Consider the following 22,206-nt stretch of genomic DNA (forward strand, 5'->3'; position numbering starts at 1 on the left):
TCCGTAATTCAAATTAATTTAAACTTATCAAACAAAACCCAATCTTAACACTTCGTGCTAAGTTGCTGTTTTATCAGAAGTTTTAATCTTCATCACTGCCGATGGATGTGCATTCTACAGCATTTCACACCCAACACAACCCCTATTTCTAAATAATTCAGCAAAAACCCAACGACTGTTTATTTATTCTACAAAAAGTGCAGGTTTTCCTATTTCCTGAGTAAAAAATATACATTCCAAGGAGGTTTATAGTGTTTATTTACTTATAAAAGATATTTCTGGTGGATTTTAGATTTATATTGTAATTCATCTTTTCTTTAGTAAGAAAAATATAGATATCAAGACTGATAAATTATTTATATTTCCCTTTTATATAAATGCTGAGGAACGCATACACTTCACCAAAATAAAATAGTATGAAAATGAGAATGCCTCAATATTCCCCCATCCTTAAACGCATCATAATCCTTCTTCAGCAAAAGACATAAAATAAAAAACCCATCTCACCTGCATAGCTATATTGAGTGAAAAATAAATTGATATAGAGATACAAGTGATTACATAAACAATTATTAAAAAGGCGACTATAAATAATATTGTGTATTTTTTATACTTATTAAATTTTAGGCATAAAAAAACCGCTTAACGCGGTATCTTTTATCTCGACCATCTTTAAGGAAATGGTCGGAGCAGTAGGATTCGAACCTACGACCCCCTGGTCCCAAACCAGGTGCACTACCAGGCTGTGCTATGCTCCGATTTCAACTTTAAAAGTTGGGGTGAATGACGGGATTCGAACCCGCGACAACTGGAATCACAATCCAGGGCTCTACCAACTGAGCTACATCCACCATCATTTTGATTCTTAACATCAAGCGACCAAATGGCGCGCCTGACAGGATTCGAACCTGTGACCATCCGCTTAGAAGGCGGATGCTCTATCCAACTGAGCTACAAGCGCGTTACTGATGCAAACATCATTTGCCTTGAAGAATTGGTCGGAGCAGTAGGATTCGAACCTACGACCCCCTGGTCCCAAACCAGGTGCACTACCAGGCTGTGCTATGCTCCGATTCATCTCAGCTTTCGTATCGAACATCGTTCGGTACGGTGTGCATTCTAGGCGTGACGCCCGGAGACGTCAACACCTATCTTAAAAAAAAACCTAAAAAACGCGCCAAGCGTTTATTTATCAAGCGCTTCAGACATTTTTTATACAAATTTTAACGTTTTAGTCCGGCACTAAAATTCAACATGCGATCTAGAGGCAGTTTTGCGCGTTCAGCCAGTACAGGATCGACATGTACTTCCTGATCCTTATGCTGTAATACATGCAAAATACCATCCAGCTCATTCATTGCCATCCACGGACAATGCGCACAAGAACGACAGGTTGCCCCTTCCCCCGCAGTTGGTGCCTCAATCAGGACTTTATCGGGAACTGCTTGCTGCATTTTATAGAAGATACCACGATCCGTAGCCACAATTAAACGCTGATGTGGCAAAGTCTGTGCGGCTTTAATCAGTTGCGAGGTACTGCCTACTGCATCGGCAATCTCGACTACAGACATGGGGGATTCCGGATGTACCAACACCGCAGCATCGGGATAGAGTGCTTTCATATTGACAATACCGCGTGAACGGAATTCTTCATGCACGATACAGGCACCATCCCAGAGCAACATTTCTGCACCGGTTTTGCTTTGGATATATCGGCCCAAGTGCTGATCCGGCGCCCAGATAATTTTTTCACCGAGACTATCCAGATGTTCAATAATTTCCACTGCACAGCTAGAAGTCACTACCCAATCGGCACGTGCTTTCACCGCTGCGGAAGTATTGGCATACACCACCACGGTATGATCGGGGTGCGCATCGCAGAAAGCTGTAAATTCATCAACCGGACAACCAAGATCCAGTGAACAGGTCGCTTCCAGGGTTGGCATCAGCACGGTTTTATCTGGAGATAAAATTTTTGAGGTTTCACCCATAAATTTCACTCCTGCCACTACCAACGTAGAGGCTGAATGATCGCGACCAAAACGTGCCATTTCCAGAGAATCCGAAACACAACCACCGGTCAACTCAGCCAGTTCTTGTACTTCAGGATCGCAATAATAATGCGCCACCAAAACGGCATCCTGTTTTTCCAGTTCAGCCTTGATTTGTGCAAATTTGTCTAATTTTTCCTGCTGGCTCATTTGATGTTCTTGAGGAACGCCTAAACGATCTAAATGCGCCTGCACAATCGACTTTGCTTCATTGGCTATTAATTTGGTCGCACTATTCATAACAACTCTTACTCTACCCTAATTATCCGTTATGACACGGACATTTACCCTACACCCTAATCACAATTGGCAAAATGCCATTTTTGACCAGTCATTAAAAATCATAAGATATAAAAAAAGCCCCACAACGGAGGCTTTAGAAACGATCTGAATTATGAACGATAATCTGCATTAATCTTGACGTAATCATAAGACAGGTCACAGGTATAGACCGTGTCTTTCGCTGTACCACGTCCAAGATCAACACGAATCGTCATTTCAGCTTGGGCCATCACACCTGCACCAGCTGCTTCAGTATAGTCTGCCGCCGCACCACCATCTTTACAGATTTGTACATCATCTAACCAAACCTGAATTTTTGCAACGTCTAAATTCGGCACACCAGCATAACCAATCGCTGCCAGAATACGCCCCCAGTTTGGATCAGAAGCAAAAATCGCAGTTTTAACCAATGGCGAATGTGCAATGCTATAAGCCACATCACAGCATTCCTGAATATTAGCACCACCTTCTACCGCAACTGTAATAAATTTGGTGGCACCTTCACCATCACGCACAATCAGTTGCGCCAAGCGTTTCATGGTACGCATTAACACATCAAGCACGACTGCATAACGTGGATCTTCAGTCGAAGTAATTTCAGCCCCCCCGCCTTGACCTGTGGCAATCAAGATGCAGGAATCATTGGTTGAAGTATCACCATCGATAGTAATGCGGTTAAACGACACATTTACTGTTTCTGTTAATAACTGCTGAACCAGTTCACGGCTGATTGGAGCATCGGTTGCCACATAACCCAGCATAGTCGCCATATTTGGACGAATCATGCCGGCACCCTTGGAAATACCGGTCATGGTATAGGTGGCACCATCCAGCTCGAACTGCTCTGAAGCGCCTTTCGGTGTAGTGTCTGTGGTCATGATTCCCGTTGCAGCATCGACCCAGGCATCATCACGCAATGAGTCTAGCGCAGGTTGTAAACCGCTGAGCAAACGCTCCATTGGCAATTGCTCGCCAATGACACCCGTAGAGAATGGTAAAACTTCAGCAGCCTGTACCCCTGCCAGTTCAGCCAGCTTGGCACAGGTGGCTTCTGCATTTGCCATGCCTGTAGGGCCGGTTCCTGCATTGGCATTGCCGGTATTGATCACCAGGTAACGCGGATTCCCTACCTGTAAATGCGCTTTAGATACATGCACAGGGGCTGCACAGAAGGCATTTTGAGTAAATACCCCTGCAACATTGGAGCCTGCAGCCAGTTCAAATATCACCAGGTCACGTCGGTTCTGATAGCGCACATAGGCTTCAGCCGAACCAATTTTAACCCCTTTCACCACATGCATCTGTGGCATAGATACGTCACCAACTGCCATTTTAAAGTCCAATATTGAAGTTTCGGAAAAATACAGCTTAGTTGATCTGCAACAAAAAATCGAGCCAAAGCCTGAGTCAGCTTGAGATTTATGATGGATTTTCACAATAAAAAACCAGTCATCAAGACTGGTTTCTGCATTTTAAAAAATCGGAGATTTTAATTTTTCGCAAGTTGCCCTGCTTCATTTAATAAAGCCTGCTTCGCTTGCTGCTGACTCGCGGCAGAAAGTGCCGGATTAGATGCCACAATACGATCTGCATTGGCCGCATTGGCCGGTGCGATCGCAGCGGTCTGCAACACAATCGGGCGATTCTGATTGGCAAAGGTATAACGAATCCCGGTACGCGGGCTGGCCACGGTCACTTGTTCATCTGTACGTTGTACTTGAGCTGTAGTAGAACCCACTGCTTGCTGAACTTTATCAAGTGTCGTGGTGGCTGCAGTTTCTGCAGAACTTAAAGCAGGCATGGCCAAAGCGGCAATCATGAGCGTTTTTAATACTTTTTTCATTCAGGTTATTCCACTTTTCGGTGTTGAATGAGCCATTAAATACCATTTAATCCGCAGGACTGCAAATAGTATTCAGTTTCTGAAAAATCTTTATACATAAAAAATCAGAGCCATGTGGCTCTGATTTTCAATATCGCTTAGATTCTGCCATGACACTGTTTATATTTCAGGCCTGAACCACATGGACAAGGTGCATTACGGCTTGCCGGCGCTTCAAAGACTGGCGCTACCGGACTTGCCTCAGCATTTTGTTCAGTCGTATTTTCATGTTCATCTGCCAGTAAACCGTCGAACTCATCATGAGATAACTGCAAACGCATTGCCTCAGCCTGTGCCTGCTGCTGCGCTTCCATTTCAGCCAGCTCTTCAGGTGTTGGAACATGAATACGCGATAAATCTGTAACGACATCCGATTTGATGACACCCAGCATATTCACAAACAGGTTATAGGCTTCTTTTTTATATTCCTGCTCTGGATTTTTCTGTGCATAGCCACGTAAATGGATGCCCTGACGCAAGTAATCCATCGCTGCTAAGTGTTCTTTCCAGTGACGATCCAGAGAATTCAGCATAAAGTGACGTTCAAGCGATGCTGCAGATTCCGCACCCATTTGTTCACGACGTGAACGGTAACGATTCAGTACTTCATCGCTAATACGCACCACCAAGGCATCTTCATCGAGACGACGGTCCTGTTCCAGCCATTGTGCGATAGGAAGATCGAGTGACATGTCTTCACGCAAAGCCAATTCCAGACCTTCAATATCCCACTGGTCATGAATCGACTCAGGCGGAATATAATTGGCAATTACACCCTGCATCACTTCACGAATCATTTCTTCAATATAATCTTGCAGCGAATTTTCTGCCAGAATGTCATCACGCTGACTATAAATAATCTTACGCTGTTCGTTATTCACGTCATCGTATTTCAGCAAGTTCTTACGAATATCGAAGTTACGTGCTTCGACTTTACGCTGTGCATTCTCAATCGAGCGAGACACCATTTTGTGTTCAATCGCTTCATCTTCCTGCAAGCCCATGGCACGCATCATACCCACCACACGGTCACCGGCGAAAATACGCATCAAGTCATCTTCAAGCGACAGGTAGAAACGCGATACACCCGGATCCCCCTGACGGCCTGCACGACCACGCAACTGGTTATCGATACGGCGTGATTCATGACGTTCAGAACCGATAATATGCAAGCCGCCCGAATCTAGCACTGCCTGATGATTGACCTCCCATTCTGCTTTCAGACGCGCTTCATCTTCAGGAGTTGGGTTTTCAATTTTCGCCAGTAATGCTTTCCAGTTACCACCGAGCAAAATATCGGTACCACGACCGGCCATGTTGGTAGCAATGGTTACAGCACGTGGTGCACCCGCCTGGGCAATAATATCGGCTTCACGCTCATGCTGCTTGGCATTTAGCACTTCATGCTCAATGCCAGCTGCTTTTAGCTTGTCTGAAAGGATTTCAGACGCTTCAATAGTGGCTGTACCAATCAGGATCGGTGCGACACCGGCTTCATGCACACGCTGAATTTCTTGAATAATGGCGTTATATTTTCCTTCACGATTTAAATAAATCAAATCGTTCTGGTCATCACGGATCATTGGACGGTGCGTTGGAATCAGCACCACATCCAGACCATAAATTTCTTTCATTTCCGCTGCTTCAGTATCAGCAGTACCGGTCATACCGGATAGTTTTTTATACAGACGGAAATAGTTCTGGAAGGTTGTGGTTGCCAGAGTCTGGTTTTCCGGCTGGATTTCCAGACCTTCTTTGGCTTCTACGGCTTGATGCAAGCCTTCAGACCAACGACGTCCCGGCATGGTACGACCGGTATTTTCATCGACAATAATCACTTCACCATCGTTGATGATGTATTGCACATTGCGTTGATAAAGATAATGGGCGCGAATCGCTGCAGTGACATGATGCAACAGGTTCAGGTTCGCCGCTGAATACAGGCTCTCACCTTCAGCCAGCAGGCCCATTTCAATCAGTTCACTTTCAATGGTTTCAAAGCCCACTTCAGTAATTTCAACTGAACGCTGTTTTTCATCAATCCAGAAGTGGCCACCGTCCGGCACTTTTTCTTCTTTCTGTGGTTTTAACTTTGGTGGAATATTATTAATGGCTGCATAAAGCTGCGAAGAGTCTTCACTTTGACCTGAAATAATCAGCGGAGTACGTGCTTCATCAATCAGGATCGAATCGACCTCATCAATAATCGCATAGGTTAAACCACGCTGCTTTTTCTCAGCCAGCGAGAACACCATGTTGTCACGCAGGTAATCAAAGCCAAATTCGTTATTGGTACCGTAGGTAATATCGGCACGATAAGCTTCCGCTTTTTCCATCGGATTTTGCATGGAATAAATAATCCCGATGCTTAAACCCAAAAATTCAAATAATGGACGGTTGAGCTCGGCATCACGTTGTGCCAGGTAATCGTTCACGGTAATGACATGCACACCCTGACCGCTGATGGCATTCAGGTAACAGGCCAAGGTACCCATCAGGGTTTTACCCTCACCGGTACGCATCTCTGCAATTTTACCTTCGTGCAAGGTAATACCACCGATCAGCTGCACGTCATAATGACGCATGCCCATCACCCGCTTGGCGGCTTCACGACAGACTGCAAATGCTTCAGGCAATAATTTATCGAGGTTTTCACCCTTATTATATCGTTGTTTGAATTCTTCAGTTTTCGCAGATAAGTCTGCATCGCTAAGGGTAGATATCGTCGGCTCGAGCACATTAATCTTGTCTACGATTTTACGCATGCGTTTGAGTTCGCGCTCATTTTTGGTACCGAAGATTCCTCCGATCAGACTTGCCAACATGAATAGACTCTCTAAATCTTGCTTGTCAAATGAATATGTTCTTAGTCGTTATTATGGTGCTAGAAATTTGAACTACAAGGGTTTTGCTATAAAACCGCTGAAAAAAATCTGATCCTGAGTTCTAGCCCCGAGATCTAAGGCAAAGTAATGTAGCAAACTTTAGCTGTGCAATATAGTCAATTAGACGACTGATTTGTTTGATTCTAGATAGATAAAACAAATCACTTATGCTATTTATTCATAAAGAAAGCTAAAAACACTATTTTTAATCATAAAAAAATTAGTTCATATTAAATCTCATCTCTACATTAAAAGACCAATTGAGGCAAAAAGATGAGTTTACGTCTAGGCGACACCGCACCGAATTTTGAACAGCAATCCAGTGAAGGCCTGATTAATTTTTATGATTTTCTGGGCGATAGCTGGGGCATTTTATTTTCACATCCGGCGGACTATACGCCGGTATGTACTACTGAACTTGGTTATACCGCAAAGTTGAAAGATGAATTTGAAAAACGTGGTGTCAAAGCCATTGCCTTATCGGTTGATGATGTTGAATCACATCATGGCTGGATTAAAGACATCAATGAAACGCAAAATACCACGGTCAATTTTCCGATCATTGCCGATCAGAATCGTAAAGTGTCTGAACTATATGACTTTATTCACCCGAATGCCAGTGAAACGCTCACAGTTCGCTCTTTGGTGGTCATCGATCCAAACAAAAAAGTCCGTTTGATTATTACCTATCCGGCATCGACGGGTCGTAATTTCCATGAAATCTTGCGTGTGGTGGATTCATTGCAACTCACCGACAGCCATAAAGTCGCAACACCGGCCAATTGGCAGCATGGCGATGATGTGGTGATTGTGCCATCGCTAAAAGATGAGACTGAAATTGCACAACGTTTTCCCAAAGGGTATACCGCGGTCACGCCTTACCTGCGCTTAACGCCACATCCTGAGTGAGGATCAGCAAGGCACTGCTTCGCCCTGAGGAATATATTCCGCAAGAAGACGAGAAGCTACGCTTCGAGTGACACAAATTAAAAGGACTCCTTTTTAATTTTGCGCAACACAAGTGAAGTGCGCAGTAATAGATAAGCAGAGCACTGCTCTGTTCATAAAGAATATGTATAAGTACATCCACTCTTAACGTTGATGTATCTATATAAAAAGCAGCAAGATTAAAACTGAATTTCTAACCCGAATGACGTGCCGAGTTCGAAGTTCATCACCAGCCTATCTTTAGATAGGCTTTTTTAATCCTGAGAGCTTTGTCACCTTTTTAATTTTTGCTCCCCAATAAAAATGGATCCAGGCATAACCTGAATCCATTTTAAACCAAAGTACAGTAATACGCTGTCTTAGTTACGCTTATCTAAGGGCACCCAGTCAATCACCCAGGCAGATTTCATATTCAGACTGTCATCTGCAGCGATTTTTTTACGCGAAGCATCAGCAGTTTCCCGATCCTTTGATGGACCGACCATGATGCGAATCCCTTTAGAGGTTGGACTCTTGGTCACTTTATAACCCTTGGCACGCAGTTTTGCCGCAACCGCATCTGCATTGGCTTCATTGGCTGCCAGTGCGACCTGCACCATCCACTGCTTGTCACTTTCACCTTCCAGCAATTTACGTGCCTGCTCAGCTTCTGCTTTCTTTTTGGCGTCTTCTGCTGCCTTTTTCTTGGCTTCTTCAGCCTTACGTTTGTCTTCGGCTTTACGTTTTTCTTCGGCGGCTTTACGTTCAGCTTCTTTCTTCTCGGCTGCCTTACGCTCTTCCTCAGCCTTACGTTTTGCCTCAGCCGTCTTACGTTCTGCTTCGGCTTTTTGCTGTTGCTCCAATTTACGTTTTTCTTCAGCCGCTTTGCTTTCAGCGGCTTTACGCTCCGCTTCTTTCTTGGCCGCTTCAGTTGAACTGTTGGCTTTTTGCTGCTCAAGCTTCTGCAGGGCTAGCTTTTTGTCTTGTGCAGCCTTTTCTTCAGCCAAGCGTTTCTGTTTGGCCTGTTCGTCTTCGACCAGTTCTGGTGGAATATTATCCGAGCTTTGCTGTCCCATACGATGCGCATTAAGTGCAGCATATTCTTCAGCCGCTTTACGCGCCGCATCTGCTTCTGCCTGCTGCTGCATCGCTAAAAATTCAGCCGCACGAGCCTCCTGCTCTGCCACAGATTTTTCCCGATCACGGCGTTGCTGTTCAAGTAAACGCTTTTCTGTTTCCACATCGACCGTCAAGGAACCCAGCGAATGATTCACTGCATCCTTAGTTTCCACTTCCGCAACCTGTGCCGGTTTCTGCTGACGATCCTGCTTGATTTCATCTTGACCTTTCAGGAGTAATGCTGCCAATAAAACACCACCACCGAGTAAAACAACACCGCCCATCCAGCGCTGTTTGTTATTCATTGACATTCTTCCAAATACTCCCATACCGCTTCTAAGGTATGAAATGATCCACATACCAAAATCAGCTGATTATTATCTGTTTGATCCAGTGCTGATTTAAAAGCTAATTTCACATTGTCAAATTGTTCTACCGCCTCACCGCCTAGAGCTTCAGCCAAAACTGTGAGCTCTGCCGCACGTGGGACGGATAATGGTGCAATTTTCCACAATTGAACCGTGTCTTTCAATAACTTGGTGACAGAATTTATATCTTTATCTGCCAACATTGAAAACACACAAACGATATTTTTATAGTTTTGATTGTAATTTAAATAGTTTCGCAACTGTTTCAGCAGAAACTCGACCCCATGCGGATTATGTCCGGCATCAAAAATCACGGTTTTATTCTGGATTTGACAGACTTCAAAACGTCCCGGCAACTTTGCCGTTTGAATCCCTTGTGCAATCGCCTGCTGACTGACGTTTAATCCGCTCAGCAGAATGGTAGCCACAGCGGTAGAAATATTATCTAGCGCCAGTGAACCTGTTGGGAGTTTTAAGGTCGTACCTGAAGAAGCAAATGCCCAGCTTTGCCCATCTTCAAAGGCTTCATAGAAATAATCACGATTCACCGCATATAGGGGCGCGTTGCATTGCTGAGTTTTAGCTAAAATGGCTTGTGGAATCTGTTGCTGTCCACCAAACACCACCGGAATATTCGGCCGGATAATTCCGGCTTTTTCAAAGGCAATTTTCTCGATGCTATCACCGAGCCAATCGGTATGATCCAGACCAATATTGGTAATCACTGCTACATCCGGATTAACCACATTGACCACATCCAGACGACCGCCCAGACCGACTTCCAGCACCCAGACATCACATAACTGATCTTTAAAAATCACAAAAGCGGCCAAAGTGGTCGCTTCAAAGAAAGACAGGCTCAAATCACATTCGCGACGAGCCTGGTCCACCTGAACAAAAGCATCCACCAACAACTGATCTTCAACTTCAATGCCGCGCAATTTTACCCGCTCATTGAAACGGTACACGTGTGGAGATTGATACAGCCCGACCTTGAAGCCTTGTGCATTCAAAATCGCAGCCAATGTGGTGGTGGTTGACCCCTTACCATTGGTTCCAGCCACCGTCAGCACTTTGGCCGCCGGACGTGTCACACCGAGCTTTTCAGCCACCGGAATAACCCGTTCCAGACCTAAATCAATACCCGTAACGTGAACATGGCTCCAATAATCGAGCCATGTACTTAAAGAATCTGTTGCTAGCGGTGCTGTGTTCAATGCAGGTTCATCAATTTCGTAACAATACGGTAAACTGTATCACGTAATGCGTGACGGTGAACAATCTGATCGATTACCCCATGATCAAGCAAATATTCCGCGCGCTGGAACGGTTCTTCCAGTTTTTCACGGACAGTTTGTTCGATCACTCGTTTACCGGCAAAGCCAATCATCGCCTTCGGTTCAGCCAGATGTACATCACCCAGCATCGCCAATGATGCAGTGACACCACCGTATACCGGATGCGTCAATACCACCACATAAGGCAGGCCTGCTTCTTTTAAACGCTGGATAGCAGCCGAAGTACGTGCCATTTGCATCAAGGACAACATGCCTTCCTGCATACGTGCACCACCTGAAGCAGCAAAGCAGATCAAGGGCTGACGGGCTTCAATCGCACGCTCTGCCGCCTGAACAAAACGGTCACCGACCACTGTCCCCATAGAGCCGCCCATGAAATCGAATTCAAATGCACAGGCAATCATTGGGACATCTTTTAGCAGGCCTTGAATCACGACCAACGCTTCGGTTTCGCCGGTTTTCTTTTGCGCTTCTGCCATACGCTCTGGATAAGCTTTGCTATCGACAAACTTTAACGGATCTTTAGCCTTAAACTCCTGACCCAGTTCAGTCTGTACCTGGTCAAAGAACCAGTTCAGGCGATCACGGGCTTTCATGCGTAAATGCTCATCACACTGCGGACAAACATAGGCATTGAATGACATCGCGGTACGGGTCACCAAAGCATGACATTCAGGACACTCGACCGTAGGCTCGGTAAATGTCGCTTTGTAGATCGTTTGCTCATCAGGTACATGAATGCCTGGAACAATGCGTTCCGTCCATGGGGTCGATGGGCTCAGAATTTTGCCTGATTTCACGGGTTGACTCATACTATAACTCATCGAGCGCTGCTCGAAGCTCCTTGACTTTATTCACCGTCGCAATAACGGCTTGTTCTGGTGCAAGCGTTGCAAACTGCTTTACAAACGCACTTCCCACAATAACTGCATCGGCAGCAACACCCATCGCTTTCGCAGATGCAGCATCGCTGATACCGAAACCTACGCCTACAGGAACATCAGTCACAGCTTTAATCTTTTGAATGCGGGCAGCGGCTTCAGAGACATCTAAAGTTGCTGCACCGGTCACGCCTTTCAAGGATACATAGTAGATAAAGCCAGTGGCCTGTTTCGCTACGTGTTGAATACGTGCATCGGTTGAAGTGGGTGCCAGCAGGAAAATCTGATCCATGTCATATTTTTCCAGTACTTCACCCAGACTTTGTGCTTCCTCTGGCGGTAAGTCCACCAGCAGCACGCCATCTACTCCACATTCGTAAGCATAAGCCACAAACTTTTCATAGCCAATCACTTCGACCGGATTCAGATAACCCATCAGCACCACAGGTGTTTCGCGATCTTTCAAGCGAAATTCTTTCACCATGTGCAGTGCGTCCAAAGTATTGGTTCCGCCTGCCAGCGCACGTTCAGCCGCTAAAGCAATTACGGGACCATCTGCCATCGGGTCGGAGAAAGGAAGACCCAGCTCAATCACATCGACACCCGCCTCTACCATTGCATGGAGCAAAGATACAGTGACCTCTGGATGCGGATCACCAGCCATCACATAAGAAACTAAAGCTTTACGCTGTTGAGATTTAAGTTGTTCAAATCGTGTGGCTAAACGTGACATAGGGCTGAGCTTTCCTTAACGTGTTTCAAACTTGAGGCATTGACTATGTAAAAATACAAGACGTCGCATTGTAACGCTATTTTTTGTCCAATGAACAGTCTGCGATACCGACCTCGAGTATTTCATTTCCTGTACGAAGATTTCAAAACAATTCGGAAGGGTCTATTTACGATTATTTTGATTTTTTTCACAATGATCAAAGATGCCTAATTTTGCTATTAGCTAAAATCCTGAATATTTAGATAAACTTATTTTTATCATGCAAAAATTAATAAAAATGCAGATGTTAGCGCATTCATTTAAAGTTTTCTGAAATTGCAAAACCTGCTTTATACTAGTCCTATTCTCTTACTTTTTTATCTCCTATGCAGACTGATTCTGAGGCTACAGTGCAGGCACGCGCCATTGCACTGCTGCCGCTTATTGTATTTTTAACCCTATTTTTGGGTAGCGGGATCTATCATTCCCTGATTGGAACCGAATTTGCGTTCTATCAGGTGAAAGCGCCTGTTGCTGCCCTGCCTGCGATTATTTTGGCTGCATTGGTGTATCGCGGCAAACTCAATCAGGGCATTGAAGCCTTTCTAAAAGGGGCCAGTCATCCGAACTTAATTTTGATGTTTATGGTGTTTATGCTGGCCGGTGCCTTTGCCAGTGTCAGCAGTGCGATTGGCAGTGTGGATGCCACGGTACAACTGGGCATGTCGATTATTCCGCCTGAATTTATCTTGCCGATGCTGTTTATCATCTCGGCATTTATTGCCACGGCGATGGGCACCTCCATGGGCACCATTGCAGCTTGTGCCCCGATTGCCTTTGGTTTTACCCAGGTCACCGATATTAATGTGATCTACGCCATTGGTGCAGTCGTAGGCGGTGCCATGTTCGGTGATAACCTGTCCATGATTTCAGACACCACCATTGCGGCGACCACCAGCCAACGCGTACAATTACGTGACAAGTTCAGAGTCAATGTCTGGATTGCGGTTCCTGCATCGATTGTCACTATTCTGATTTACGTGTTGAGTACTGGCAGTAGCAATGCGGTGGAATACAAGGATTTTAACTGGCTTCTGGTTTTACCTTATATCGCCGTATTTATTTTAGCCTTTAGCCGTTTACACGTTCTGGCTGTACTGACCATTGGCGTACTACTTTCCGGCTTGTTTGGCCTATTTGCCACAGCTGAATTCGATCTGCTCAAACTGAATACTTCAATTTATGATGGCTTTGTCGGCATGTTTGAAGTGGCGTTATTGTCCATGTTCCTAGGTGGCCTGTCGGCGATCATGCAACATGAAGGCGGTTTACGCTGGCTGATCGAGCGTATTTATAGCCTGACCCGTCTGTTTAAAGTCGGTCAACAACGTGCCGGCGAAATCGGGATCAGCTTCCTGGTCGTATTTTCGAATATCTTTGTGGCCAATAATACCGTGGCGATTATTCTGTCTGGTGATATGGCACGTGAAGTGGCCAAAGAATATGGTGTAGATCCCAAGCGTTCTGCGGCACTGATGGATATTTTCTCCTGTGTGGTGCAAGGGTTGATTCCCTATGGTGCACAGTTACTACTGGCCTGTTCCATTGCAAAAATCTCGCCTGTCGAACTGATTGGTGGTGTGTACTACTGCTGGATTCTGGCCATCTTCGCAATTGCTGCGATTGCGTTGAGATTCCCCAACCTTAAAGCAACCGCTTAATCTCTGTATCATCCTCACATCAAAAAGCGATCTGATTGGGTCGCTTTTTTATTGCTGTGCATGCTTTAACTGTTTCTTGCGCTGGAACAAAGTCTGTCCGGTGGCTGCTTTATAGGCGCGGGCCAAGGCCGACTGGTCGGAATAATCCAGCGCTTCAGCAATCTCGCTCAGACTAAGCCCCTGCTGTAACAAAATCTCACAGCGTTTGATGCGCTGCTGTTGCAGCAGTTTTTTAAATGAAGTTTGATATATGCTGAATAAGCGTTGCAAGCTTCGGGTCGACATCCACAACTGCTGGGCAAGCTGCTCAATTTTGATCGCCTGTTGCCTGGTTCGCAACTGTTCGGCAATGATTTGCTGTGCTTGCTGCAAGGTATTTTCAACAGGTACTTTTGCTGCAATCGCCTGTTCCGCCTGAAGAGTCAGCAACTGCAATAATATGGGGTCAGCATGCTCAGACCCATGAGCTAACCCCTGTACATCCAGTTCCAGAGCATAATAATCTTGAGAAAACTGAACCTCACAGGCAAAGAATTTTTGATAATGCATTTGTGCCATTTCAGCTGCATGAGCCAGTCGTACACAACGCAATAAAAGTGGCTGCTCTTGCAAAATAACCCGTCCCAGTTGCACCATTGCTGCCATGGTGAGCTCATTTAACAAATTATATTTTTCATCTAAATAGCCCCAATAGAGTTCCATACTGTGTTCATGCTGCTTCAACTGTAAAGGCACGAATTCACTGCCATCAATCACCAGCCGCTGAAAGCGCATGCTATAGCCGATCATTTCCGCGACACTACTGCTACGTGAAACCATATAACCCAGTACACCAAAATGCTCAGGACGAATGACCTGCACGATTTCAAAAATCAGCTGCGGACAGTTCAGATGTTGCCGAGTAGTTAAAATAATATGATTCAACAATTCCAAAGGTACTTGTGTATCAAAAGGCTGATCGATGAGTGTCACAAGCGAGTCATGCACATCTTGCAGAAAGTCGGCAGTTAAGGGTTCAATCCCCACATCACGCAAATAAGTCGCCCAGAGCTGAAGATAACCATTGGATATTTTTATGTCTTGCATGTGCGATTCTCGCTGGCAGCTCTAATCTGACCAGTTTTATTTTCATTTGGCATAAAATGTATAAAAATTGGCAAGCTCTGTCAAAACAATGGCGAGATTCGCCGACATACTGTCAGCATCGTCACAAAAAAGAATCTACAAGATGAACGCCATATTAAAATCCGCCCTACAGCCTGTGGTTCGCACCCAACTTGATTTTAAACTGGATGAAATTCCACGTTACTGGTTCGGCGGCGATCCCTTCATGACGCGCATGTTCGATGCTCTGAGCCTGACCTTTCCAGACGGCGAGCGCTATTTTATTCAGAGTGTCCGCCTGTTCCGCGATCAGATCCAGGACCCAGAGCTGCAACAACGTGTCGCGGATTTTATCCGCCAGGAAGCCCAGCACGGCATCGCGCATGACAAAATGAATCAGTTGATGCGCGAGCAAGGCATGCCTGTAGACCAATTTATTGAACGTTTAAATAAAATTTTCAATTATGATCTGAAGCACCGCTCACCCCAGTTTAATATTGCCATTACCGCTGCGGCAGAGCATTTAACGGCGCTTATGGCAGAAACTTTTTATGGACAAAAACAGACCCTGAAAGATGCCCATCCTTTTGTACGGGCATTATTGGCCTGGCATGCCATTGAGGAAATGGAACACCGCGATGTAGCTTTTGATGTGATGAAAAATGTGGCTAAAACCCCAGAATTTACCCGTCGAGCCACCTTAGTCAGCACGACCATTTTAATGTTTAGTTTTACCGTCTACCGTGCCAATGTCATGCTGAAACATGATGGCTTTAGCCTCTTGCAACGCTTGCAGATGAATATCAAGAGCTTACCCTGGTTTTTTGGCCCAAAAGGCACATTGACCCGAATGGGCAAACAGTATCGAGACTGGTTTAAAAAAGACTTTCATCCGAGTCAGCACCCAGTGATTGCCCAATACGAGGTCTGGATCAACACCCTAAATGAAACCGGCGATCCGATTCAAGCCGGTGAAGCCTTCTGGCAGGCCGCGAAAGACTAAACGTGAGCATCGCTTAAATCAAAAAGCCTTCAAAATTGAAGGCTTTTTGATTTAAGCTGATTTACCATTTGGCATAATGCTGCTCAAGCAAGGCATATTCATTCAGTAAAATAATTTCCTGATCATCCTGCTGAATGGTGCCACAGACTTTGGCCTGCCACTGGCTAAACTGGCTGCCGACCAGACGCAAATTCAGATTTTCATAACGTCGCCAACCGGTTGTCACCGTTAGATTCAGCTTTTCATCTAGTGATTGAATCGTCCATTGAGTTTCAGTTTCCTGCTGAAAGAGCACATCAGCCAATGGATAAATTTTTCCGTTGATCCACAAACAGTTTTCATTACCAAAGCTTTCGTTAACACCGGATGCTAAATTAATTCCAATCCGCTGATTGGTCGCATCCCAAAAGTTACACGACAACCAAAACCAGGCAGTTTCTGGACGTAGAAAACCACAGGTGTCATCCAGCAAGGCAAAAGTTCGTTCGTTAAATTGAATCTTTTGTTTTTGTTTATTTAGAAAATAGCCTTCGCAACCTAAGGTCGTGAGCTTTTGCGTATAAGTCCAACCATTAATACCAGTTGGGCTACACATACTTAAAGGATCGGTTCCTGCACAAAAGATTCGTGCACTGAGCTGAATTTCGCCGTATTTACTGACCTTGATATAGCGCACACCGTTGGCATGCTGAATATCGACCTGAAAAGGCGATTTATGAAAATAACTGTGATTGAATAATGGTTGTTCATCCAGCACAGTATGGCGAGACAGGAAATTAATCGCATTCCATTCCAGAACGTCATTGGTCATATGGTTGTAGACATAGACAAAACTGTGCCCTGCCCATGCAATATCGGCAATCGCCAGCCCAATGGTATAATGTTCGTGCTGAATACTACAAAATTTGAATTTCTTATATTTTAGATGCTTACGCCAGCCTGACAGCACCTGACCATAAGGGTTCTTGTATTGATATGCCTGATAGTCAATACTTTTTGGAAGTTCCTTGAAACGTCCATAGTGCGGTTGTCCATTTGCCTGAATTAAATCCATTTAAGATGTTCCATCTCAGTCAAAAGCTGTTTTTCCTTTCCGGTATTATGCAGATTATTGAACTTTGATAAAGATTTTTTTTAAGTCACTCGTCGAATCCTGACACTCAGCCACGCTATAGCCCTATGCTTCAGTTTTAAATCGTGAGATAGGTATTTTCCCAGCGATTCGCACTAAAATGTCCCTCGACCAGCTGTACATATCGGCCATACACCTGATCAATCGCAATGCAATCATCGACATCCAGCACCCGGTCAGTATGCTGTTTTTGCCAGTGCTTGGCGAAATAAGCTTTACCGCGCTGTTTTGCCACCATGGCATTCTGTGCCACCACCAGCACATAACGGTGCAGCTCACCAAATTCACGTGCATCATAACCCCCTAAATTAATCAGCCAAAGCTTTTCGGCAGCCTGATTCGGGGCAGCATCGCTAAATTGAACGTGATAATTTTTGCCCTCGAACTCCAGTCCATTAATTTGCGCCCAAGCATCAATATGCAGCCCTTTTTGCTCGGCAAACCAGGCATTTTTCAGTTGAGGATAGGTTTCTTCCAGAGTTTCGCCTACTGCCAGTACCACATCATGAACTTCTGTATTGGCACGGGCATGACGGCCACCAAGCATCACAATAAATAAACTGGGCATCCGATTTCCTTATTTCGCTGCAATTTTAAGAATGATTTGATCAATGCTTAGAAGTATATCGCAAAGTAATTCCATGATATTGAGGTGGCGATTCGTCAAGGCAAATTGCCTCAATTGACCCGAAGAAACTGCCCCGAAATAGCATCTGATCACTCAACATTCATTTGTATTTCGGGATCATCACGATCCCACCCAATGCTCAAAAACTCATCTTCAGTGAATACAATCTGGTAGCATAAAATTTCTTTCCAGCACCATAATGATTTCTAATCGCAGAAAATTATTTTTTTGTACAAAATACAAACACAGCTAAACCATACAAATCTGTACAAATTTTCGCCCAAATTTCAATCTAAAAGCATATTTCGTTGACTGAAATGCGCTGAAAGACGATACTCTCAATGTTTTTATTTAAGCAAATCGGTTCAATGAGGCTGGACCAAAAGTTCGGCCCTCAGAAACTCAATCCAACGCAAGGGGCTATATATGGCTGGTGGAAAGTCAACTATCATTTACACACTGACCGACGAGGCGCCATTACTGGCGACTTATTCTCTGCTGCCGATCATTGAGACCTTTACTAAGCCAGCTGGCGTTGAGATCGTCAAAAGTGACATCTCTGTAGCTGTGCGCGTGCTCTCTGAATTTACAGATTACCTAAGCGAAGAGCAAAAGGTGCCTGACACTCTAGCTGAGCTAGGTCGTCTTACACAAGATCCAGACACGAACATTATCAAACTCCCAAATATCAGTGCTTCTGTTGGCCAGCTAACAGCGTGTATCAAGGAACTCCAGTCTAAAGGCTATGCCCTTCCTGACTATCCTGAAAACCCGGCCACTGAAGAAGAAAAAGCAATCAAGGCACGTTATAGCAAATGTCTTGGTTCAGCAGTAAACCCGGTACTACGTGAAGGTAACTCAGACCGTCGTGCACCTGCTGCCGTTAAAAACTATGTGAAAAAACACCCACACTCTATGAGCGAGTGGAAACAGTGGTCTCAAACTCACGTTTCACACATGGACGAAGGCGACTTCTACCATGGCGAAAAGTCGATGACTTTAGACCGTGCACGTAATGTGAAAATGGAATTGATCACCAAGTCTGGTAAAACCATCGTTCTTAAGCCAAAAGTTGCGCTTCAAGATGGCGAAATCATCGATTCAATGTTCATGAGCAAAAAAGCGCTTTGCGATTTCTATGAAAAAGAATTAGATGATTGTAAAGAAGCCGGCATCTTGTTCTCACTTCACGTGAAAGCAACCATGATGAAAGTTTCACACCCGATCGTATTCGGTCACTGTGTGAGAATTTACTACAAAGACGCATTTGAAAAACACGGCAAGTTATTTGATGAGCTTGGCGTGAACGTAAACAACGGTATGGCTGGTCTTTATGAAAAGATCGAAACTCTACCAACCTCTGTACGTGAAGAAATCATTGCAGATCTACATGCTTGCCAAGAACATCGTCCAGCACTTGCGATGGTTGATTCTGCCAAAGGCATCACGAACTTCCATTCACCAAATGACGTGATTGTAGATGCTTCTATGCCTGCAATGATCCGTGGTGGCGGTAAAATGTGGGGCGCTGATGGCAAACCTTATGACTGTAAAGCCGTCATGCCTGAATCAACATTCGCACGTATTTACCAGGAAATGATCAACTTCTGTAAGTGGAATGGCAATTTTGATCCACGTACAATGGGTACAGTACCGAACGTTGGTTTGATGGCACAAAAAGCGGAAGAATACGGTTCACACGACAAAACTTTCGAGATCTCTGAAGCGGGTATTGCTAACATCGTTGATCTTGAAACTGGCGAAGTGTTGATGTCACAAAACGTGGAAGAAGGCGATATCTGGCGTATGTGTCAGGTGAAAGACGCACCGATCCGCGACTGGGTGAAACTTGCAGTAACGCGTGCACGTAACTCTGGCATGCCGGCAATCTTCTGGCTTGACCCGTACCGTCCACACGAAAATGAACTGATCAAGAAAGTTGAAAAATACCTGAAAGATCACGACACTACCGGTCTTGATATCCAGATCATGTCACAAGTACGTGCAATGCGTTATACGCTTGAACGTGTTGCGCGCGGTCTAGATACCATTTCTGTAACAGGTAACATTTTACGTGACTACCTGACTGACTTGTTCCCGATCATGGAATTGGGTACATCTGCAAAAATGTTGTCAATCGTGCCGTTAATGGCGGGTGGCGGCATGTATGAAACAGGTGCAGGCGGTTCTGCGCCTAAACACGTACAGCAGTTAGTTGAAGAAAACCACTTACGCTGGGATTCACTCGGTGAATTCATGGCGCTTGCAGTTTCTCTAGAAGAAATGGGTATTAAAGAAGGCAATGACAACATCAAGTTACTTGCTAAAACTTTAGACCGTGCAACTGGCAAATTGCTAGATAACGACAAGTCACCTTCTCGTCGTACTGGCGAACTCGACAACCGTGGTAGCCATTTCTACCTGGCGAAATTCTGGGCTGAAGAACTTGCTGCTCAAGACGAAAATGCTGAATTGAAAGCGAAATTTGCACCACTTGCAAAAACTTTAGCTGAAAATGAAGAGAAAATCGTTGCTGAGCTTGCAGCAGTTCAAGGCAAATCAGTAGACATCGGCGGTTACTACGCAGTTGATCAAGAGAAAGTAAATGCAGTGATGCGTCCAAGTGCTACTTTGAATGCAGCACTTGCTACGATCTAAGCTTTTGCAAAACTGACTTGATCAGTAATGTAAAATAAAAAAACCGGCGTCTAGGCGCCGGTTTTTTATGTCTGATTGATGTATCAAAGTTATTCAATTAATCTATTTTTCGCTATAGATATAAATCATCATCTTACTGACAAAACCACTCAAATTCAGTCAAAAACCATTTTAAGAAATGATGAAAATAAATACTTTTAAATATACAGACAATAAAAAACCCCAAGACTGAATGTGCTTGGGGTTTTCTAGAATTTTGGTCCCGAGGGTCGGACTCGAACCGACACGTCATCTCTGACAGCGGATTTTGAGTCCGCCGCGTCTACCAATTTCACCACCTCGGGAGTGGATGAAAGGTATAATACGCGATTTCTCGGCACTGTCAACGCAGAATATTTACATTTGTTTATTTTTAAAACAAATGGCATTTTTTCGTTTTAAAATCGAGCAATTCCCGCCATAAAAAAGAAAAAAGTTTATACTAGCCGCAGTTTTTTTAGCGTAAATCATCATGCAACTTTCTGATTTTAATTTTGATCTCCCCGATGAGCTGATTGCTCGCTATCCTCTGGAAACACGCAGTGCCTCTCGCCTGCTGCACCTCGACGCACACGGTCAATATCACGACCATCAATTTACCGACATTCTGGACTTGCTTGAAGACGGCGACTTACTGGTATTGAACGACACCAAAGTCATGAAAGCACGTCTAAAAGGCAAACGTGCCTCAGGCGGTGCCATAGAAGTACTGGTTGAACGCATGATGGATCAGTTCATTGCACATTGTCATATCAAGGCCAGCAACTCACCGAAAGCCGGTGCAGAACTGTTTATTGGCCCAGATGCAGTAAAAGTGACCGTGCAAGGTCGTCATGAAAACCTGTTTATTGTGGAATTTTCACAGCCGATTTTAGAAGTCTTAGACAAATATGGCGCCCTCCCTATTCCGCCCTATTTCAACCGTGAAGCAGAAGAAATTGATACCGAACGTTATCAAACTGTGTTTAATGATCCAACCAAGCTGGCCAGTGTCGCAGCACCTACGGCTTCTCTGCATTTCGATAAAGACTTATTGAAAAAGTTAGCAGCCAAAGGAATTCAAACCACCTTTGTCACACTACATGTGGGCGCAGGTACATTCTTACCAGTACGCACTACCGATATTGAAAATCACATCATGCACAGCGAATGGTGCCAGGTGTCCGATGAGTCGATGGAACTCATCAAAACAACTAAAGCGCGTGGCAATAAAGTGATTGCTGTCGGTACAACGGCTACCCGTGCCACAGAAAGTGCGGCGCAGGCCAATGGCGGTGAACTAAAAGGCTGGACCGGTGATACCCAGATTTTCATTTATCCAGGTTATCAGTTCAAAGTGGTCGATCGTCTGATTACCAATTTCCATTTACCGGAATCGACCCTGTTAATGCTGGTTTCTGCCCTGTCCAATCGTGACAACATTCTGAATGCCTACAAGCATGCAGTAGACAGCCAATATCGTTTCTTCAGTTATGGCGATGCCATGCTGATTGATCAGGCACAATAGCGAGAATAG

The 22,206-nt window shown here is 44.7% G+C and carries 16 protein-coding genes and 5 tRNA genes; 5 read left to right on the plus strand and 16 right to left on the minus strand.

Annotation, left to right across the window (positions count from 1 at the left end; all coding sequences use genetic code 11):
• Positions 1-681: 681 nt before the first annotated feature.
• The 8 genes from FTU95_RS12330 to secA all read right to left on the minus strand — a co-directional run bounded on the left by FTU95_RS12330 (position 682) and on the right by secA (position 7,040).
• A tRNA-Pro gene (locus tag FTU95_RS12330) sits at positions 682-758 on the minus strand.
• A gap of 17 nt (positions 759-775) precedes the next feature.
• Positions 776-851, minus strand: a tRNA-His gene (locus tag FTU95_RS12335).
• 33 nt (positions 852-884) lie between these two features.
• A tRNA-Arg gene (locus tag FTU95_RS12340) sits at positions 885-961 on the minus strand.
• A gap of 34 nt (positions 962-995) precedes the next feature.
• Positions 996-1,072: transfer RNA gene (locus tag FTU95_RS12345), tRNA-Pro, on the minus strand.
• Positions 1,073-1,223: 151 nt separating this feature from the next.
• Positions 1,224-2,291: a quinolinate synthase NadA gene (gene nadA, locus FTU95_RS12350; protein ID WP_180078670.1), complete on the minus strand. Its 1,068-nt coding sequence runs from the start codon at positions 2,289-2,291 to the stop codon at positions 1,224-1,226.
• A gap of 152 nt (positions 2,292-2,443) precedes the next feature.
• The gene (gene argJ, locus FTU95_RS12355) at positions 2,444-3,664 is read right to left on the minus strand and encodes a bifunctional glutamate N-acetyltransferase/amino-acid acetyltransferase ArgJ (protein WP_074383508.1); all 1,221 of its coding nucleotides are present in this window, start codon (positions 3,662-3,664) and stop codon (positions 2,444-2,446) included.
• A 158-nt stretch (positions 3,665-3,822) separates the two neighbouring features.
• Positions 3,823-4,176: a hypothetical protein gene (locus FTU95_RS12360; protein ID WP_179999636.1), complete on the minus strand. Its 354-nt coding sequence runs from the start codon at positions 4,174-4,176 to the stop codon at positions 3,823-3,825.
• 137 nt (positions 4,177-4,313) lie between these two features.
• On the minus strand, positions 4,314-7,040 hold the full coding sequence (gene secA / locus FTU95_RS12365) for a preprotein translocase subunit SecA (protein WP_180078672.1): 2,727 nt from the start codon (positions 7,038-7,040) through the stop codon (positions 4,314-4,316).
• Positions 7,041-7,373: 333 nt separating this feature from the next.
• Between secA and FTU95_RS12370 the strand changes: the two genes are divergently transcribed.
• A complete protein-coding gene (locus FTU95_RS12370) occupies positions 7,374-8,009 on the plus strand; it encodes a peroxiredoxin (protein ID WP_179999638.1) in 636 nt (211 codons plus the stop codon).
• A gap of 398 nt (positions 8,010-8,407) precedes the next feature.
• Here FTU95_RS12370 and FTU95_RS12375 read toward each other — a convergent pair whose 3' ends face one another.
• Genes FTU95_RS12375 through trpA form a run of 4 tightly spaced genes read right to left on the minus strand, consistent with a single transcriptional unit; the run spans position 8,408 to position 12,426 of the window.
• On the minus strand, positions 8,408-9,457 hold the full coding sequence (locus tag FTU95_RS12375; protein ID WP_373683527.1) for an SPOR domain-containing protein: 1,050 nt from the start codon (positions 9,455-9,457) through the stop codon (positions 8,408-8,410).
• Positions 9,448-10,731 carry a bifunctional tetrahydrofolate synthase/dihydrofolate synthase gene (gene folC / locus FTU95_RS12380; protein ID WP_180078674.1) on the minus strand — a complete coding sequence of 428 codons (1,284 nt, stop codon included), beginning with the start codon at positions 10,729-10,731 and terminating at the stop codon, positions 9,448-9,450. Before folC ends, FTU95_RS12375 begins: the two co-directional genes overlap by 10 nt.
• A complete protein-coding gene (gene accD / locus FTU95_RS12385) occupies positions 10,728-11,624 on the minus strand; it encodes an acetyl-CoA carboxylase, carboxyltransferase subunit beta (RefSeq protein WP_034608357.1) in 897 nt (298 codons plus the stop codon). The genes folC and accD overlap by 4 nt, the downstream gene beginning before the upstream one ends.
• 1 nt (position 11,625) lies before the next feature.
• Complete coding sequence (gene trpA / locus FTU95_RS12390) at positions 11,626-12,426, minus strand: tryptophan synthase subunit alpha (RefSeq protein ID WP_100355753.1); 801 nt, start codon at positions 12,424-12,426, stop codon at positions 11,626-11,628.
• 365 nt (positions 12,427-12,791) lie between these two features.
• Here trpA and FTU95_RS12395 point away from each other — a divergent pair, with 365 nt between their 5' ends.
• A complete protein-coding gene (locus tag FTU95_RS12395) occupies positions 12,792-14,126 on the plus strand; it encodes a Na+/H+ antiporter NhaC family protein (protein ID WP_180078676.1) in 1,335 nt (444 codons plus the stop codon).
• A 48-nt stretch (positions 14,127-14,174) separates the two neighbouring features.
• On the opposite strand, the gene FTU95_RS12400 is transcribed toward FTU95_RS12395, so the two are convergent.
• Positions 14,175-15,212 carry an AraC family transcriptional regulator gene (locus FTU95_RS12400; RefSeq protein ID WP_005098065.1) on the minus strand — a complete coding sequence of 346 codons (1,038 nt, stop codon included), beginning with the start codon at positions 15,210-15,212 and terminating at the stop codon, positions 14,175-14,177.
• Positions 15,213-15,354: 142 nt separating this feature from the next.
• Between FTU95_RS12400 and FTU95_RS12405 the strand changes: the two genes are divergently transcribed.
• Complete coding sequence (locus tag FTU95_RS12405) at positions 15,355-16,233, plus strand: metal-dependent hydrolase (protein WP_100329829.1); 879 nt, start codon at positions 15,355-15,357, stop codon at positions 16,231-16,233.
• 61 nt (positions 16,234-16,294) lie between these two features.
• Here the strand turns inward: FTU95_RS12405 and FTU95_RS12410 are convergent, their stop codons facing one another.
• A complete protein-coding gene (locus tag FTU95_RS12410) occupies positions 16,295-17,287 on the minus strand; it encodes a DUF2804 domain-containing protein (RefSeq protein WP_180078679.1) in 993 nt (330 codons plus the stop codon).
• 136 nt (positions 17,288-17,423) lie between these two features.
• Positions 17,424-17,933, minus strand: coding sequence for a DUF1543 domain-containing protein (locus FTU95_RS12415; protein WP_005098068.1), 510 nt, complete (start codon positions 17,931-17,933; stop codon positions 17,424-17,426).
• A 486-nt stretch (positions 17,934-18,419) separates the two neighbouring features.
• Between FTU95_RS12415 and FTU95_RS12420 the strand changes: the two genes are divergently transcribed.
• A complete protein-coding gene (locus FTU95_RS12420; RefSeq protein ID WP_180078681.1) occupies positions 18,420-20,651 on the plus strand; it encodes an NADP-dependent isocitrate dehydrogenase in 2,232 nt (743 codons plus the stop codon).
• A 257-nt stretch (positions 20,652-20,908) separates the two neighbouring features.
• On the opposite strand, the gene FTU95_RS12425 is transcribed toward FTU95_RS12420, so the two are convergent.
• Positions 20,909-20,995: transfer RNA gene (locus FTU95_RS12425), tRNA-Leu, on the minus strand.
• 167 nt (positions 20,996-21,162) lie between these two features.
• On the opposite strand from FTU95_RS12425, the gene queA reads away from it, so the two are divergent.
• On the plus strand, positions 21,163-22,197 hold the full coding sequence (queA, locus tag FTU95_RS12430; protein ID WP_180078683.1) for a tRNA preQ1(34) S-adenosylmethionine ribosyltransferase-isomerase QueA: 1,035 nt from the start codon (positions 21,163-21,165) through the stop codon (positions 22,195-22,197).
• Positions 22,198-22,206 lie beyond the last annotated feature (9 nt).

It is taken from the genome of Acinetobacter sp. YH12208 (assembly GCF_013418055.1).
Classification (GTDB): domain Bacteria; phylum Pseudomonadota; class Gammaproteobacteria; order Pseudomonadales; family Moraxellaceae; genus Acinetobacter; species Acinetobacter pseudolwoffii.